Below are 16,441 nucleotides of genomic sequence, written 5' to 3'. Positions count from 1 at the left end.
GGACCTGCCCGGGCGGACCGGCCCCTCAGAGGTGCGCGTCCAGGAACGCCCGGAACTCCTCGCGCGTCATCGGCCCGGCCTGGCTCGCGACCGCCTCGCCGTCGTTGAGGAGCACGGCGGTGGGGGCGCCGGTCACCCCGTAGCGCCTGGTCGGGCCGGGGCAGCGGGTGATGTCGGTGCGGACGGCCGTGAACCGGGTCCCGTACTCCTGTTCCTGCGACAGTTCGGCCACGAGCGCGTCCATCGCCCGGCAGGCCTCGACGGCCTTGGGCCAGGTCCCGCAGAAGTAGGCGAGGACCGGCCCCGGCGTCATCGAGAGGATGAAGTCGAACTCCTGGTCCTCCAGGGGCTGGTGTACCCGACGTGCCATGCGCGGCGCTCCTCGCTCGTGCGCCCGCCGGCCGTCGGCGGGGCGCCCCCATCATCGCCGTTCGGTGCGGAGGTCCACGGCGGCCCCCGTTGTCAGTGGTGGCTGTGAAGCTGGACCCATGGACGACAGGATGCTCCGGCGCCGGGTCTACGGCGCCGACCACGACGACCCCGACCCCGGCCCCCGCCCCGGCCACGTCTACGGCGAACTCGTGGGCGGACCCCTCGACGGGCTCCTGCTCGACGTCACCGGCTGGAGCGCCCCTCAGCTCGCCGAGGAGGCCCGCCTCCCCACGGAGATAGGGCGCTACGGCGCCGGCGGCCGTGCCCACTACCGGCGCCGCCCCGCCGACCCGGGGCACTGGGACTGGACGGGCGACAGCCGCTGACCGGCGGCCCGCCCGGCGGTCGTGGCGGGCGCCCGACGACGGGACGGGTGACCCCCGGAGCCGGCCGGGGTCGCGGCACGGGTGAGCCCCCGGTCCGCCGACGTGCGACCGGGGGCTCGTGGTGCTCTTCCGGCGCGCACCCGCGCCCGGATGCGGCGGCGGGCGACGGGATGCCTCAGTGGGCGCCCGGATGCGTCAGCGGTCGACCGGATGCCTCAGCGGGCCGCCGCGTTGCGGCTCACGCTGCGCGCCCACAGCACCAGCGGCACCTGGAGCGGCAGCCGGGCGATCGTCGCGGCCCGGACGGCGGGCGAGCCCCGGCGTGCGTCGGCCGCCATCTTCACGTTCGCCGGGAGCACCCCGACGAAGAACACCGCCGCGGCCAGCGCCGCCGTGCGCCGGGTCCGCGGGTGGGCGACACCGGCGGCGAGCGCGAGCTCGGCAACCCCGCTCGCGTACGTCCACTGCCGCGGGCGGCCCGGCAGCGAGCGCGGGACCATCGCGTCGAACGGCCCGGGCAGGGCCGCGTGGGCGAGCGCGGACCCGGCCAGCAGTCCGGCGAGGAGCAGGGGGGAGGAGGGGGTGCGCGGCATCGGGTTTCCTCTCGCGAACGGCCTGGGCCCGCCGATCCTACTCGCGGGTAGCTCCCGCCGGGGAGGGGCCGTGCGGACGGTCCGGTGGCCGTCGCCGAAGATTCTTCGAAGAATTTCCCGGGAGCTGTCGATCCGGGCGCCTCCCGTTCGACGCAGAGGTGAGAGGCAGGGAACGCCCCCGCCCTCCCGACCGAGGAGTCACCATGCCGCGCTTCCTGACGATGATCCGCATCGACGAGCAGAACGTGCCCACCGAGGGCTTCCCCGCCGACTTCGAGCAGCGCATGGGCGCCCTCCTGGAAGAGATCACCAAGGCCGGGGTCATGCTCGACACCGCCGGGCTGCTCCCCACCTCCGAGGCCACCCGGGTCAGCTGGTCCGGCGGGAAGATCAGCTACACCGACGGCCCCTTCACCGAGACCAAGGAGGTCGTCGGCGGCTACTCCCTGAGCCAGTGCAAGGACAAGGCCGAGGCCGTCGAGTGGACCAAGCGGTTCCTGGAGATCCACCCGGCCCACTGGAACCTCAGCGCCGAGGTGCGCGAGATCCAGGAGATGTGATCCGGCGGCGCCCCCGCGCCGCGTTTGCCCTGCCGCGTCACGGCTGCTCTGATGGGTGGCCGTGACGGCAGTGAGTACGGCCCAGGCGGTCGAAACGGTGTTCAGGATCGAATCCGCGCGGATCATCGCGGCCGTCGCCCGGATCGTGCGGGACGTCGGCATCGCCGAGGAGCTCGCCCAGGACGCCGTCGTCGCCGCCCTGGAGCAGTGGCCCGCCACCGGCGTCCCCGACCGGCCGGGCGCCTGGCTCACGGCCACCGCCAAGCACCGCGCGATCGACCTCGTCCGCCGCAAGGAGACGTACGCGCGCAAGCTCGCGGAGGTCGGCCGGACCCTGGAGGACGTACCGCCGCCCGCCGAGCCGGCCGACCCGGACGACATCGACGACGACCTGCTGCGGCTGGTCTTCACCTCCTGCCACCCGGTCCTGGCGACCGAGGCCCGGATCGCCCTCACCCTGCGCCTGATGGGCGGACTCACCACCCAGGAGATCGCCCGGGCCTTCCTGACCTCCGAGGCCACCGTCGCCCAGCGCATCGTCCGGGCGAAGCGGACGCTGGCCAAGGCGGGCGTGCCCTTCGAGGTTCCGTACGGGGCCGACCGCGACGAGCGGCTCGCCTCGGTGCTGGAGGTCATCTACCTCGTCTTCAACGAGGGGTACTCGGCTACCGCGGGCGACGACCTCGTCCGGCCGGCCCTGTGCGAGGACGCCCTGCGCCTCGCCCGCGTGCTGGCCGCCCTGATGCCCGCCGAACCCGAGGTGCACGGGCTCGCGGCGCTGCTGGAGTTCCAGGCCTCCCGCATCGCCGCCCGCACCGGCCCCCGCGGCGAGCCGGTGCTGCTCGCCGACCAGAACCGGTCCAAGTGGAACCGGCTGCTCATCCACCGGGGCGTCGCGGCGATGCGGCACGCGGGAACCGGCCCGTACTCCGTCCAGGCCGCCATCGCCGGCTGCCACGCGGCGGCCGTCCGCTACGAGGACACCGACTGGACGGCGATCGCCACCCTGTACGGGCGGCTCGTCCTGCTCGTCCCCTCGCCGGTGGTGGAGCTCAACCGGGCCGTCGCCGTCTCGATGGCCCGGGGCCCCGAGGAGGCGCTGCCGTTGGTCGACGCCCTGGCGGCGGAACCCGCCCTGCGCGCCTACCACCTGCTGCCGAGCGTACGGGGCGACCTGCTGGAGCGGCTCGGCCGCCCGGCGGAGGCCCGCGCGGAGTTCGAGCGCGCCGCCGGGCTCACGCACAACGCGCAGGAGCGCGCCCTGCTCCTCCACCGCGCCGCCCGCCTCTGAACGAGCCGGGGGCGACCCCTCACGGGCCCGTGTACGGGGTCGCACGCGGCCTGACGGTCCGCGGCCGGCGGCCCCGGCTCAGGCGCGGCGGGCGAACGCGGCCACGTCGAGCGGCGTCCGCGCCGGACGCCGCGGCGCGGTCAGGGCGATGGGCCGGCCGAAGCCGCCGGAACGCGTGACCTCCTGGACCGTCAGGCGCAGCGCCTCCTGGAAGTCGCCCATGGTGCGCCGGGCCGCCGCGGTGTCCACGTAGAGGGAGTTCATGTGCAGCCCCTCCGCGTCCCGCTGGAACCAGGAGCACGCCCCGTTGGCGCGCGCCGACCACACGTGGGTGGCGGGCCGCCACTCGTCGTGCCGCTCGGCGCCCCGGCACTTGCGCATGTCGATGTACGAGAAGAAGTTCACCGGGTACGGCCAGGACCGGGCCGCGAACTCCTCCGGCGCCAGCAGCTCCCACGCCCGGACGAACGGCACGTCGATGTGGGCGATCATCTCGCCGAACCCGGCCCGGACCCCCGCCATCACCTGGCCGAAGTCCCGGCCCGGCGAGGCGTCGAACTCGATCGGCATGGTGTTCACGAACCACCCGACCGAGTCCGCCCACGTGTCGCGGCCGCGCTCGCTGACCGGCATCAGGCCCCGGTAGACCCCGGGCCCGCCCGCCTCGCGCAGACACACCGCGACCGAGGCCAGCACCCCCATGAACGGCTTGCCGCCGACCGCCAGGCAGGTCTTCTCGAAGACCTCCGCCTCACCCGGGTCCAGCAGCAGGGACGCCTCGTTGACGATCGGGTACATCCGTCCCGGCTCCACGCCGAGGTCGAGGGGGAAGCGCGGGAAGAACTCCTCCTCGGGACCCATGAAGGACTTCCAGTAGTCCAGGCGTTCGTCACGGACGTCGATGGACAGGTAGCGGCGGCGCTGTTCCTCCGCGAAGTCCAGGTAGCTCGGCGCGGGCTCCGGCGCGATCTCCTCGCCGCGGCACAGGGCTTCGTACGCCGTCATCACCTCCTGGACGACCACCGGCATCGACATGCCGTCGCACACGATGTGGTCGAACGCGAGGTAGACCGTGGCGGAGTCGTCGCGGAGCACCGCGCCCATGACGAACAGCGGCCACGACAGGGTGTCGATGCTCCGGGTGAACCGCTCGACGAGGAAGCCGCGCAGCCGTTCGGAGGTGTCGAACGTCCCCACGTGCTCGGGGTCGAGGGCGAGCTCCTCCGGCGCGAAGGGCTCGCAGGCGAGCTCCCCGGCCAGCCGCCGGAACGCGCACCGCAGCACCTCGTGGCGCTGGACGAAGCAGAGCAGCGCGCGGGCCAGGGCCGGCTCGTTCAGGGCGCCGGACACCTCGAAGGTGACCGCGAGCCACGAGGCGACGGGGTCGTCGGCGGCCCGGCTCTCCTCGGCGACGGTGAAGTGCTTGTCCTGGTTGAAGGACGCCCTCCTGCCCGCCCCGTCGCCCTGGCCGTCGGCCTCCGCCGCCGTGGACCGCAACCGCCACTCGACCACCCGACCGGGTGCCACGTGGTGCATCTCCAGAGGAAACTGCCGCATTCCGTCATCCCTTCGCCCCCGAGCCAACCCCCAGGCCCTAACGACCCCCGGGCCGGGTAAGTGACGGAATCACTCGGGGCGGAGCCGGGCGAACACTGCTGCGGGCCCGTCCGGCGGCGCGCGGTTCAGGCGCCGGAGCCGCCCGGGCCACCGGTGGCGCCGTGGCTGTCCGGGCGGAGTTCGATGTGGTCGGCGGCGAGGTCGACCGCGACGCGGTGCTCCATGCCGAGGGCTTCCAGGAACTTGTGGGGGAGCTGGACGCGGCCGCTGCGGTCGAGCATGACGTACTCGCGTTCGCTCACGGACTCGTCGCCGTGCTCGTCGGTGACGGTGCGGCGGAGCACCTCGGTGCTGGTGCGGCCGTCGCGCATGGCGACCGTACGCCGGACCTCGCCGGCCACGAGGGGGTCGTGGGTGACGATGACCACGGTCGCGCCGAGTTCGCGGTTCACGGTCCTCAGGGCCTCGAAGACCGCCGCTCCGGTCTCGGAGTCGAGCTCCCCGGTGGGCTCGTCGGCGAGGAGGACGGCGGGATCGTTGGCCATGGCCACGGCGATCGCCACCCGCTGCTGCTGGCCGCCGGAGAGCGCGGCGGGGCGGCGGTCGGCGAGGTCGGCGATGTCGAGGGCCTCGAGGAGCTCGGCGGTACGGGCCGCGTGGCGCCGGGCCGCACCGCGCCGGCCGCCCCGCAGCTGCATGGGGAGGGCGATGTTCTGCGCGGCGGTCAGGAAGGGGAGCAGGTTGCGCGCCGTCTGCTGCCAGACGAAGCCCACGGCCTCGCGGCGGTAGCGCAGCCGGTCCCGGGCGGACATCTCCAGCAGGTCGTAGCCACCGACGGTGGCGGTTCCCGCGGTCGGGACGTCCAGCCCGGCGAGGATGTTCAGCAGGGTGGACTTGCCGCTGCCGGAAGCGCCGACCAGTGCCATCAACTCACCTTGTGCGACGTTAAGTTCGAGCCCCTGGAGGGCCTGGACCTCCACCCCGGCCTTGGTGAAGATGCGGACCAGGCGGTCGCAGACGATCGCGGTCCCGGCGGCGTGTCCGCGGGGTGCGGCGGCGGCCAGCGCCTGCTGCCGCAGCTCCTGGTAGGTCGGCGCCTCGCTGCTCATCGCTGGTCTCCCGCTCTCAACTCGGTGGTGATCTGTCGCCTGCCGGATATCGCTGCCTCGGCCAGGACGACCGCCGACACCAGGCCCGCCAAGGCCAGTGACTGGGACAGCACGGGCCAGACGTCCGCCCGAAGTCCGGTCGGCACCGGCGAACCGACGAGCGTGGACAGGTCCACGGCCGGCCCGAGCAGGGCCACCGCCGCCAGTGCGACCAGCGCACCGCCGAACGCGGCGACCAGTGCCTGCGGCAGGGCCTCGGCCAGGATCAGCGCCACTGCCTGCCGGGGCCGCAGCCCCATGGTGCGCAACCGGGCCAGCAGCGCGGCCCGTTCGGGCGCGGCCCGGACCAGGGTCAGCAGGACCGCCAGCAGGGCGAAGCCCGCCGCGCCCGCCAGCGAGGCCCGGAACAGCCGCCCGGCCGACCGCTGGAGCGGGTCCGCGGCCAGCTCGGCCACGAGGCCGGAGCTCGTGGCCGTGCGGTACTGCTCCTGCGTCGCCCCCGGTGCGGTGGTGGTGACCAGCTCCGTGAGGCGGGCCCCGTCGGTGAGGCCGGTCGCGAACCACCGGTTGGGCCGTGCGGAGCCGGGTACGGCCGCGGCGGCCGGCCCGGCCGGCAGCACGATCGTGGCCGTCGCGGAGGCGTCCAGCGCGGGCGTGCCGTCCACCACGGCGGCGACCCTGACCCGGAGTTCGTCACCGCCGATCCTCAGCCGCAGCGGCTCCCGTCCCGCGCCCCCGGGGCCGCCGAGGTCGCTGCTGAACAGCGCCGGCAGGGGGGAGCCGGGCCCGCCCGCCGCGAGGACGGCCGGATCGAAGCCGCCGCGCCCGGCCGTCCGGGCCAGTTCGGCGTACGCCACCGGATCGGCGACGACCACCGTGACGTGGGGGGACCCCTGGGCGGTGCCGAACAGGAACGCGTCGTCACTCGTCCACACGGGAACGGAGGTACGCACTCCGGGCAGCGCGGCGGCGGCCCGGACCAGCTCCGGCGGCAGCGGATCGCCCTCCCGCGCGACGATCCGGCCGTCCCCGCCGACGGTCTGCCGGGCCGACTCCAGCCGGGAGGAGTCCACCGAGCCCAGCACGGTGACCCCGAACCCGGCGGTGGTCACGGCCAGCAGCAGCGCCACCAGCGGCAGTACCGACGGCCGCGCGCGGCCCCCGGTGCCCCGCGCCGCGCGGGCCAGCCCGAGGAAGCCGACCACGCCGGGCCGCCGGGCCGCGGCCCGGGCCAGCGCCCCCACGAGGACGGGCTGGAGGCGGGCCAGGAGCAACCCGCCGGTCAGCGCCAGCAGCAGCGGCGCCGCGACCAGCAGCGGGTCCAGCCCGGCCCCGGCCGGGGCGACCCCGCGCCGGCGCACCTCGAACACGGCGGCGCCGGTGGTGGCCACGACGAGGAGCTCGGCGACGAGCCGCCGCCGGGGGCTCCGCCCGCGCGGAGCGGAGAGCAGTACGAAGGCCCGTACGGGAAAGGCCAGGAGGGCCAGGAGCGCGACGGCCGAGGCGGCGACCAGCGAGGCCGAAGCCCGCGGGGCCGGCAGCAGGACGAGGGCCAGCCAGCAGGCGAGCGCGGAGGCGGGCAGCACGGTGACGGCGCCCTCCCCGAGCAGCCGGAGCACGAGGGAGCGGCGCGAACCGCCGCGCGCGAGCAGCAGCCGCAGCTCGGCCTCGCGCCGGTCGCCGCCGAGCGCGGCGGCCAGGCAGAACACCACGGCGGCCACCCCGGCGACGCCGGCCGGACCGATGGCGGCGAGGGGCGCGGCCGCCTGCTGCCGGGCCTCCGCCCGGTCGAACAGCCCGGGCAGGCGGGAGGTGATGCGCAGGTCCGGCCGCTTGACGGCGAGGGCCAGCTCGGAGGCGGTGGGGCCGGCGACGAACGCGGCGACCTCCCGTTCGACCGCGGGCATCCGGTCGGCGCGCAGGACCGAGGTGTCCACCGGGAGCCGCCAGAAGAAGTCGGCGCCGCGGCCCCAGGGCGCCAGCCGGTCGATGGAGTCCGCCCCGACGACGGCGGCGGTCTCCCAGAAGATCTTCGGTTCCGGCGGCACCGTCACGTTCTCACAGGCCCTGGTCAGACAGGGGAGATCGGTCCAGTAGACGTCGTCGGGGTCGGCGTCGTAGAGCCCGACGACCTCGGCCCGGTCGCTCACGCCGAGGTCGGCCACGGACTCCAGCACCGTGCCCAGGGGGGCGTTGAGGGTTTCGGAGGCCTGGCGGGACAGGGCGACCGGGACGGGTGCGCCGGGCGCCCCGCCCGCCGGCCAGCGGCCGGCCACCAGCCGGGTGTGGGCGGCGATCCCGGGCAGGTGCAGCAGGGTCAGGCGCGGGGCGACGCCCTCGGGCCGGGCCAGGCCCGGATTGGCGAGGGAACGACCCTTCAACGCGCGCACGCCGTGCACCGGACCGCTCGGGGCGACCCGGAAGGTGCCGCCGGTGCGGGCCCGCAGCTCGGCCAGGACGGAGTCCATGTCCGCCGGCGTCAGCTGTCCGTACCGCGCGGAGGCGACGGCGGTCAGGCTGGTCTCGCTCGGCCCCCGCTCGTGCAGGAAGGAGCGCAGGGCGTGGTCGGCGCCCCGGTCCACGGCACGGGGGAGCGCGGCCGCCATCAGTACGGCGACGAACGCCAGGGCGGCGGCGAGCAGCGCCGCCAGCGGGGCCGCGCGCAGCCGGGTCCGCACCCAGGGCGCGGGCCGGGACCGCCGTCGCTCGCCGGCGGTGGGGGCCGGGCCGGTCACATCTCCTCCACGTGCCGCAGCCGGGCGGCCACGTCTCGGTCGTACCGGCCGCCGAGGACGGCCGACAGCAGGGGCACCGCGGCGATCGCGGCGGCCATCAGCAGGGTCTGGGTGCCCGGCAGGTCCACCAGCACCTCCGGCACGGGCCGGCGCGCGGCCGGGGTCAGCACCACCAGCGGCACCACCAGGTGGACCACGGCGGCGCCCAGCCCCAGCCCGACGGCGGTGGCGAGGCCGACCAGGAGACCGCCTTCGGCGGCAGCCGTACGGGCCAGTCTCCGGCGGGGCGTCCCGAGGGCCAGCAGCACGGCGAACTCCGCGGTTCGCTCGCGCCGGGCGGCCGCGGCGGCCGCTCCGAAGCCGATCGCGGCCAGTACCGCGCAGGCCACGGCGAGGGCGGCCAGCGCGCTCTGCGGGCCCGCGCTCAGCGGGTCGTCCAGCAGTACGGCGGCGGCCTCCTCGCGCAGTTCCACCTGCTGCGACCCGGCGCCCGCGCGCAGTTCGGCCGCCGCGCGCCCCGGCGCGGGGTCGGACGCCGACGCGGCGGGCAGCCACCACTCGCCGGCCGGGGGCAGTTCCAGCCCGCCGCCGGCCGCCAGCAGCCGTCCGGCGGTGGCCAGGTCGACGGCGAGCGCGGTGTCGCCGGCCACCGGCAGCGAGCCGACGGCCGCGGTCACCCGGACCGGGACGGTGGCCCCGCCCAGCGGGACGGGGACCAGGTCCCCGACCCCGGCGCCGACCGCGGCGAGGTAGCGGTGGGTGGCGACGCCGGGCACCTCGGGCGCGGGCGCCGCTCCCGGGACCAGCCCGAGCTGGATGCCGCCCGCGGTGTCGCCGCCACCGCGGTAGCGCAGCCGCGGCAGTGCCGGTGCTCCGTCCGGCGCGGGCAGCAGCTCGGCGGCGGGGGCGCCGCCGTTCAGCGCCGGGGTCTTCAGGGTCCAGCCGGCCCCGGCCGGCACCGGTACGGTCACGGACGGCCCGCCGGCGCCGTCGGCGACGGCGAGGCGGCGTACGGCCAGCTCCCCTGGGGCCTCCGCGTCCTCGGGCGGGAGCCGGTAGGTGCCGTAGTACTCCGCGCCGTACGAGACGACCAGCCCCGCCACCGACAGGGGTGCCGCGGGAGCGCCGAGGGGCGCCCCGGTCAGCGCGTCGACGTCCACGGAGACGGTGCCGTCCCCGGACTCCGGCAGGGGGAGCATCGGCGACCGGAACGTCAGCCCGAACCGGTCCCGCAGCAGCAGTCCGAGGCCCGCACGGGAAGCGCCCTCCGGCACCCGCACCGTCACGTCCACGTCGATGCGGCGCGGCCGCCCCGGCAGCTCGACGCCGTGCGCGCCGGCCGGGCGGGCCGCCGTCACGTCCACGTCGATGCGGCGCGGCCGCCCCGGCAGCTCGACGCCGTGCGCGCCGGCCGGGCGGGCCGCCGCCAGTGGCGCGAACAGCTCCCGCATCGGGCGTCCGTCGCGCAGGTCGGCGCGCAGCGGCACCCGCTCGGCCACGGCGGCGGCGTCCAGCGCGAGCACCTGGGCGGGCTTCCCGCCCGGCAGGTCCTGGACCGTGCGCACCACCGGGACGACGCGTTCGCCGCCGGGCAGCGCGCCGTACCGGCCGCCGCGGCCCGCGGGGTTCAGCTCGCTGCCGGAGATCCGCAGGCCCCCGGCGGTGGCGAAATCGGCCTGGTCGCGCTGGGACGCGGACCAGGCGGTGTGCTGGCCGAGCGCCAGGACGCCGCTGGAGACGGCGAGCACGAGGAGCAGCACCGGCCCGGTGGACCGCTTGGGCCGGCGGGCCAGCTGCCAGCCGACCAGGGCGGGTCCGAGACCTCTGCCGCGCGCGGCGATCCGCCCGCCCAGCCGGGCGGCGAACGGCAGCAGCCGCAGCACGAGCAGGGTGCCGGCGCACATGGCCAGCGTCGGCGCGGCGACCAGCACCGGGTCGACGCCGAAGTCGGCGCCCGCGGAGCCGTGGGCACCGCCGGACCCGGGGCCCTCCCCGCTGCCGTACCGAGCGAGCCGGCGGTATGCGAGGACGGCGAGGGCCACCAGTGCCAGGTCGGCGCCGGACCTGGCCGCCCCGGCGACGAGGGCCTGACGGCGGCCGCTGCGGCGCAGCGCGGCGGCCCCCGCGCCCCGAAGGGCTCCGGGCAGTGCGGTCAGCAGGACGCAGCCCAGGGCGCAGGCGGCCGCGACCGGCCACGACAGCCAGGTCCCGGACGTGTCCGGCGAGATCCCGGACAGCGGCCCGAAGCCGGTGAGCAGGTCCAGCAGGGGCGGGGTGAGCAGCGGGGCGAGGACGGCCGCGGGCAGGGCGAGCAGCAGCGACTCGGCCGCGCCCAGGGCGCCCAGCCGCAGCCGGGAGGCGCCGCGCGCGGTCAGCAGGACGCGTTCCGGCTCCTGCCGGTCCGTCAGGAGGTGGGAGACGAGCAGCAGCGCGGCCCCGGCCAGCACGGCCAGCTGGAGCGCGCCGACCAGCAGCGAGGAGCGGGCGACCGCCTGCCCGGACCGCAGCTCGGCCAGGAAGGCGGGGAGTTCCGACGCGGCCTGGTGTCCGGCGGGGGCCGTCACCCCGGACGCCTCCGGGGCCCCGTCCGCGAGCCCCGCCGCCCGGCCGCGGAGCGCCTCGGCCCCGGCGGCGTCGACGGCGGAGAAGTCGGGGTCCAGCAGCGACGCCCGGCCGTTCTGCGCGAGGGCGCCGGAGGTGAAGGCGGAGTCGTCCACGAGCAGCGGCCCGTACGTGGTGAACCCGCCGACCCGCAGCCCGCGGCCGCCGACCGGATCGAGCCGCCAGTACGGTGCGTCGGGGTCGGCGGCCAGGTACACGCCGGTGACCCGGACGGTGAGCGGGGCGCCGCCGTACCGGTCGTCCAGACGGACCTCGGCGGGCAGCGGAGCCCCGGTCAGTCCGAGCCGCGCCAGCGCGGCCCGCGGGACGGCGACCGACAGCGGTCCGGTCCCCGCGGCGGCTCCGGGCCACTGGCCCTCCAGGAGGCGTACGCGGGCCCGGTCGAGGGAGGCGAGCAGGGTCAGATCGGCCTGCCGGCCGGGGGAGACCGCCCCGGGCAGTCCGTACGGACGGCTGCGGGCCAGGCTCTCCACGGCGACCGGCAGCCGGCCGAACAGCTCGTCGGAGAAGGCCCGTACCGCCTGGTCGTCGGCCGCGCGGGAGGCCGCGGCGTGCTCGGAGGTGACCAGGACCGTGGCACGGGAATGGGCCGGTCCCTGGAGGGCCTGTCGCAACCCCGCCTCGCCGACCCCGCGGGTGAAGGCGAACAGCGCCGTGAGCACGGTCGTCGTGATCAGGACGGTGAGCAGTACGGCGGCGGCGAGCGGCGTTCGCCCGCGCAGCCGGCGCGTGACGAAGCCGAGCATGTGCCTGTTTCCTCCCCCATCCGGACCGTTGGTACCGGATAGCGGACGATGCTGCCAGATTCGAACGCATGGCGGAAGGGACTTGCGCGATCTGTGTGGCGGGTGAACAAATGCGAACGGGCGGCGCCTCGGAGGCCGCCGGACGGCCGATTCGAGGGGGAGCGCACGCCATGACGCAGCACCGGGAGAGCACGCCGGAACCCATTCTGACGGTGGTCGACGTGCACCGCAGTTTCGGCACCGGAGAGCGGGCCGTGCACGCGCTGCGGGGTGTGTCGTTCGACGTGCGCAGGGGCGAACTCACCGCGCTCAAGGGCCGGTCCGGCTCGGGCAAGACCACCCTGCTGAACGTGGTCGGGGGCCTCGACACCCCGTCCGCCGGCACCGTCTCCCTCGACGGCACGGACCTGGCGGGCCTGGACGAGGCCGGGCTGCTGGCACTGCGCCGCGACCGGATCGGCTTCGTGTTCCAGTCCTTCGGCCTGATCCCGGTGCTGACCGCCGCCGAGAACGTCGGCGTACCGATGCGGCTGCGCAAGGTGCCCGCCGCGCAGCGCGAGGAACGGGCCCGCACGCTGCTCGCGCTGGTCGGGCTGAGCGACCATGCGCAGCAGCGGCCGGGCGAACTCTCCGGCGGCCAGCAGCAGCGCGTCGCGGTGGCCCGAGCCCTGGCCAACGAGCCCGACCTGATCATCGCGGACGAACCGACCGGCCAGCTCGACTCCGAGACCGGCCGGCAGATCATGGGGCTGCTGCGGGCCGTGGTGCGCAGTGAGGGGGTCACCGTCCTCGTCGCCACCCACGACCCGGTCCTGATCGAACTCGCCGACCGGGTCGTGGAGCTGCGCGACGGCCGCATCGTGGAGCGGCAGGGCGCGGAGCGGGCGGCTACGGTCTGAAGCCGCCGCCGGGCGGCAGCGGCAGGCGGGCCGCCAGCCCCATCAGCACCCGGACCGCCCGGGAGCCGACGGCCACCTCCACGTGACCGCCGGCCCGGACCCACCGGTCCAGCACGAGCAGGAGGGCCGAGTCGCAGAAGGTCACCCCGCCCGCGTCCAGGACGAGGCGGCGGGCGCCGCGGGCCGCTCCGTCCGCGAGGAGGCGGTGCAGGGGCACGCAGGTGTAGTGGTCGAACTCCCCGGCCAGGCCGACGCCGAGGACGTCACCGCGGAGCGCGGCCCGTATGCGGGGGAGGGGGTCGGGGCCGGCCTCGACGGCGAGCTCCGCGAAGGACTCGTGGGCGTCGGCGGGCAGGACCGGGGCGTCTATCGGAGCGTCTATCGGAGTGCGCATGCCTCCCCCAACGGACCGCGTCCCGGCACGGAACGGGCGCGGCCGGCTGTTTCACCCGCGCGGGCCGCGCCGCTGACCCGTTCCGGCGATCTTCGCGACGCCCCCGCGCCGGGACGCGCCGCTACTCGGTGTGCAGCGCCGAAGCGATGGTCATCCGGGCGGCCGCCCGGGCGGGAAGCAGACTCCCGAGCACGGCGATCGCCACCCCCGCCAGGAGCATCGCGGCGAGCTGCGGCGCGTGCCACACGTCCTTCATCGACGGGGGGAACGCGACCACCCCCAGGTTGTCCACGAGGAACCGGTGCGCCGCGACGCCCAGCGGGATCCCGAGCAGACCGCCCACCGCCCCGAGCCCGGCGACCGAGGTCACGGTCATGGCCACCACCTGCCGGGGGGTCATCCCGATCGACTTGAGCATGCCCAGGTCCCGGCGCCGCTCGCGGGTGTTCAGCAGGACCGTGTTGAACACGCCGAGCGACGCGACGAGGGTCAGCAGCACCGTGAACACCGTCGAGAAACCGACGACCGTGGTGGTCACCGCACTGCCGGACTCCTGCACGGACGCGATCAGCCCCGGGTCGGCGGCCTCGACCGCTTCCGCGTAGGCCCGGGCGTCGGTGCCGGGGGCGAGGCGCACGCCGTAGGAGATCGCGCGGGTGTCCGGCGCGAGCCGTTCGAGCGTGGGCCAGCCGGCCTCCAGGGCGCGCGCGTTGCCCGTGACGAGTTCCCCGACGACGGTCGCGGGCAGGTGTCCGCCGTTCAGCTCCAGGACTATCCGGTCCCCGATCTCCAGCCCGCGCTCCGTCAGGAACGACGGTCCGGCCACGATCTCCCCGGCCGCGTCCGGCAGCCGGCCGCGGGCGAGCTCGTGGGCGTACGCGGAGGTGTCCCCGCGGTGGAAGTTGGCGAAGGCGGGCTGGGCCTGCCCGGCCAGCGTCACCTGGGCCAGAGCGCGGGCCCGTACCGTCGCCGCGCCCGGGAGGGACCGCAAGCGCTCCTCGATCTGCGCGTCGCCCAGCAGCGGCGGGGTGCCGTGGTTGCCCGTGGTGCCGATCTCCACGGTGACCGCCGGGCCGCCGTCGCCGCGGCCGGCGTTGCCCATGGCGAGTACGGTGCCGGTCAGTCCGGTGGAAAGGGTCACCGTGGTGACCCCGAGGACGACGGCCGCCAGGGTGAGCAGGGACCGGGCGGGGCGGGCGAAGGGCTGGCCGAGGCCCAGGCTGACCGGGCGCGGCAGCCTGGTCGAACCGAGGAAGCGCTGGACGCGCAGCCCCCGTCCGGTGCGCGGTGCGCTGCCCGCGCTGATCGCGCCGGCCGCGGACATCCGGTGTGCCCGCAGGGCGGGGACCAGCGCGCAGAGCAGCACGAGGGCCGGCATGCCCGACAGGCAGACGGCGTACACCCAGGTGCTGACGCCGTCGACGGAGGCCCGCCCGGTTTCGATGCCGGAGAAGGCCGTCCGCAGGACGGGATCGGCCAGAGCGCCGCCGAGCAGGGTGCCGAGGACGCCACCGGCCACGGCGGGTACGGCCATCATCGTGAGGTAGACGGCGACGACCTGGTTCGGGGTGAAGCCGAGCGCCTTGAGCACCCCGATGTGCCGGTATCCGGAGACGACCGCGCCGCTGACGACGTTGCCGGTGATCAGTGCCGACACCAGCAGGCCGAGGATCCCGAAGAGGGTCATGAACGGGAGGAAGGCGTCGGCCTGGGCCGAGAAGGCCCGTTTCAGCGCGAGCCAGGAGCGCTGTTCGGTCAGGGAACCTCCGGGCAGTCCGGCCGTGGCCCTCGCCAGGGAGGCGTCCACCCGGTCCCGCGTCGACGCGTCGGTGAACCGGTACAGCATCTGGGCGGAGGTCGGGTGCAGCGCGGCCGCCTGCTCGGGCGAGACCCAGGCGGTCGCCGACTTGCTCATGCTGCCGCCGAACCCCACGACGGTCAGGGTGGGACCACCGGGCGTCTCCAGCTCCGTACCCAGCATGTCCGGCGAAGGAGTGCCCTGGATGGGCCAGTTGACGACGACCTCGCCGGGCGCCGTGGCCCACCGGCCCGCCAGGAGCTCGATCCGGTCCACGGGTCCCGCCGGATCGGCCCGGCCCACCACGGTGAGCCGTCCGCCCGCCGTCCACAGCAGCCCGCCGGGGACGTTCACGACGACCTGGTCGAAGGGGCCGGCCGCGGCCTCCACGCCCGGCATCCGGGCGGTGGGAACCAACTGCTCCCGGGACACCCGCGTCGTGTCGAACACGGCCACGGAATGGGCTCCGCGCTGTGCGGCGTGGGCCCGGTCGAAGGGCGCGGAGGCGGCGGCGAGCAGCCCCAGCGCGAGCAGCACGGTCGTGGTCGAGCACAGGACGACCAGGCCGATCACGAAGGTCTGGACCCTGCGGCGCTTGACGGCCGCGCGCGATGCCCGCCAGACGGCGCTCATACCGAGGCCTCCAGCGCGCTCTCACGGGCCACCCGGCCGTCGGCCACCTCGACCAGACGACTGGCACACCGCGTGGCGAGCTGCGGATCGTGGGTGACGATCAGCAGGGTCTGCCCGATCTGGTTCAGGTCGATCAGCAGGTCCATCACCTGCTCGCCCGAGCGGCTGTCGAGGGCGCCCGTCGGCTCGTCCGCGAGGAGGAGGGCGGGGCGGTTCATCAACGCGCGTGCCACGGCCACCCGTTGGCGCTCGCCGCCGCTGAGCGTCGCCGGGTAGCTGTCGCGGCGGTCGGCCACGCCCAGCTCGCCGAGGAGTTCGAGGGCGCGACGGCGCGCCTGCCGGGCCGGCGAGCCGGTCAGCTGGGCCGCCAACGCGACGTTGTCGAGGGCGGGGAGGTCGTCGATGAGGTTGAAGAACTGGAAGATCATGCCGATGTTGCGGCGACGGAACAGGGCGAGCCCGGTCTCGTTCAGCCCGCCCAGGTCCTGGCCCTGCACGTCGACCAGCCCCGACGTGGGCCGGTCCAGGCCCGCGATCATGTTGAGGAGGGTGGACTTGCCGCACCCGGAGGGGCCCATCACGGCGACCGCGTCCCCCGCCCGGATCTCCAGGGAGAGTCCGTTCAGGGCCTTCGCGTCGCCGAACTCCTTGTGCACGCCCTCCAGGCGCACCACCAGGCTTCTCGAACCACCGTGCTCTGTAGTCATGGCCCGACGCTAAGGCGAAGGAGCCGGACCGGACGTCAG

General features: G+C 75.9%; 13 protein-coding genes. 4 read left to right on the top strand and 9 right to left on the bottom strand.

Features of this window, described 5'->3' with window-relative positions:
- Positions 1-25: 25 nt before the first annotated feature.
- The gene (locus tag ACZ6S8_RS34630; protein ID WP_469461757.1) at positions 26-370 is read right to left on the bottom strand and encodes a thioredoxin family protein; all 345 of its coding nucleotides are present in this window, start codon (positions 368-370) and stop codon (positions 26-28) included.
- Between the two features lie 118 nt (positions 371-488).
- Between ACZ6S8_RS34630 and ACZ6S8_RS34625 the strand changes: the two genes are divergently transcribed.
- On the top strand, positions 489-758 hold the full coding sequence (locus ACZ6S8_RS34625) for a hypothetical protein (RefSeq protein WP_469461754.1): 270 nt from the start codon (positions 489-491) through the stop codon (positions 756-758).
- A 215-nt stretch (positions 759-973) separates the two neighbouring features.
- On the opposite strand, the gene ACZ6S8_RS34620 is transcribed toward ACZ6S8_RS34625, so the two are convergent.
- A complete protein-coding gene (locus ACZ6S8_RS34620; protein WP_469461752.1) occupies positions 974-1,351 on the bottom strand; it encodes a DoxX family protein in 378 nt (125 codons plus the stop codon).
- A 203-nt stretch (positions 1,352-1,554) separates the two neighbouring features.
- Here ACZ6S8_RS34620 and ACZ6S8_RS34615 point away from each other — a divergent pair, with 203 nt between their 5' ends.
- Both ACZ6S8_RS34615 and ACZ6S8_RS34610 read left to right on the top strand, forming a co-directional pair.
- Entirely contained in the window at positions 1,555-1,911 is a 357-nt protein-coding gene (locus tag ACZ6S8_RS34615; RefSeq protein WP_469461750.1) for a YciI family protein, read from the top strand.
- Positions 1,912-1,981: 70 nt separating this feature from the next.
- The gene (locus tag ACZ6S8_RS34610; RefSeq protein WP_469461834.1) at positions 1,982-3,202 is read left to right on the top strand and encodes an RNA polymerase sigma factor; all 1,221 of its coding nucleotides are present in this window, start codon (positions 1,982-1,984) and stop codon (positions 3,200-3,202) included.
- A 78-nt stretch (positions 3,203-3,280) separates the two neighbouring features.
- Here the strand turns inward: ACZ6S8_RS34610 and ACZ6S8_RS34605 are convergent, their stop codons facing one another.
- From ACZ6S8_RS34605 to ACZ6S8_RS34590, 4 genes are all read right to left on the bottom strand, one after another.
- The gene (locus tag ACZ6S8_RS34605) at positions 3,281-4,759 is read right to left on the bottom strand and encodes a condensation domain-containing protein (protein WP_469461748.1); all 1,479 of its coding nucleotides are present in this window, start codon (positions 4,757-4,759) and stop codon (positions 3,281-3,283) included.
- Between the two features lie 125 nt (positions 4,760-4,884).
- Positions 4,885-5,868 (bottom strand): ABC transporter ATP-binding protein, encoded by a 984-nt coding sequence (locus ACZ6S8_RS34600; protein ID WP_469461746.1) that lies wholly within the window; start codon positions 5,866-5,868, stop codon positions 4,885-4,887.
- Positions 5,865-8,603, bottom strand: a complete 2,739-nt coding sequence (locus ACZ6S8_RS34595; RefSeq protein WP_469461745.1) for a hypothetical protein — start codon at positions 8,601-8,603, stop codon at positions 5,865-5,867. The genes ACZ6S8_RS34600 and ACZ6S8_RS34595 overlap by 4 nt, the downstream gene beginning before the upstream one ends.
- Entirely contained in the window at positions 8,600-11,971 is a 3,372-nt protein-coding gene (locus ACZ6S8_RS34590; protein WP_469461744.1) for an FtsX-like permease family protein, read from the bottom strand. The genes ACZ6S8_RS34595 and ACZ6S8_RS34590 overlap by 4 nt, the downstream gene beginning before the upstream one ends.
- A gap of 170 nt (positions 11,972-12,141) precedes the next feature.
- On the opposite strand from ACZ6S8_RS34590, the gene ACZ6S8_RS34585 reads away from it, so the two are divergent.
- The gene (locus ACZ6S8_RS34585; RefSeq protein ID WP_469461742.1) at positions 12,142-12,870 is read left to right on the top strand and encodes an ABC transporter ATP-binding protein; all 729 of its coding nucleotides are present in this window, start codon (positions 12,142-12,144) and stop codon (positions 12,868-12,870) included.
- Here the strand turns inward: ACZ6S8_RS34585 and ACZ6S8_RS34580 are convergent.
- The 3 genes from ACZ6S8_RS34580 to ACZ6S8_RS34570 all read right to left on the bottom strand — a co-directional run bounded on the left by ACZ6S8_RS34580 (position 12,860) and on the right by ACZ6S8_RS34570 (position 16,402).
- Positions 12,860-13,264 carry an STAS domain-containing protein gene (locus ACZ6S8_RS34580; RefSeq protein WP_469461741.1) on the bottom strand — a complete coding sequence of 135 codons (405 nt, stop codon included), beginning with the start codon at positions 13,262-13,264 and terminating at the stop codon, positions 12,860-12,862. The two genes, ACZ6S8_RS34585 and ACZ6S8_RS34580, sit on opposite strands and share 11 nt — an antisense overlap.
- A 121-nt stretch (positions 13,265-13,385) precedes the next feature.
- Entirely contained in the window at positions 13,386-15,695 is a 2,310-nt protein-coding gene (locus ACZ6S8_RS34575; RefSeq protein ID WP_469461739.1) for an ABC transporter permease, read from the bottom strand.
- Entirely contained in the window at positions 15,692-16,402 is a 711-nt protein-coding gene (locus ACZ6S8_RS34570) for an ABC transporter ATP-binding protein (RefSeq protein WP_469461738.1), read from the bottom strand. The genes ACZ6S8_RS34575 and ACZ6S8_RS34570 overlap by 4 nt, the downstream gene beginning before the upstream one ends.
- Between the last annotated feature and the right edge of the window lie 39 nt (positions 16,403-16,441).

This window comes from Streptomyces sp. NPDC048461 (assembly GCF_055587105.1).
This window is presented reverse-complemented; position numbering and strand designations above follow the sequence as displayed.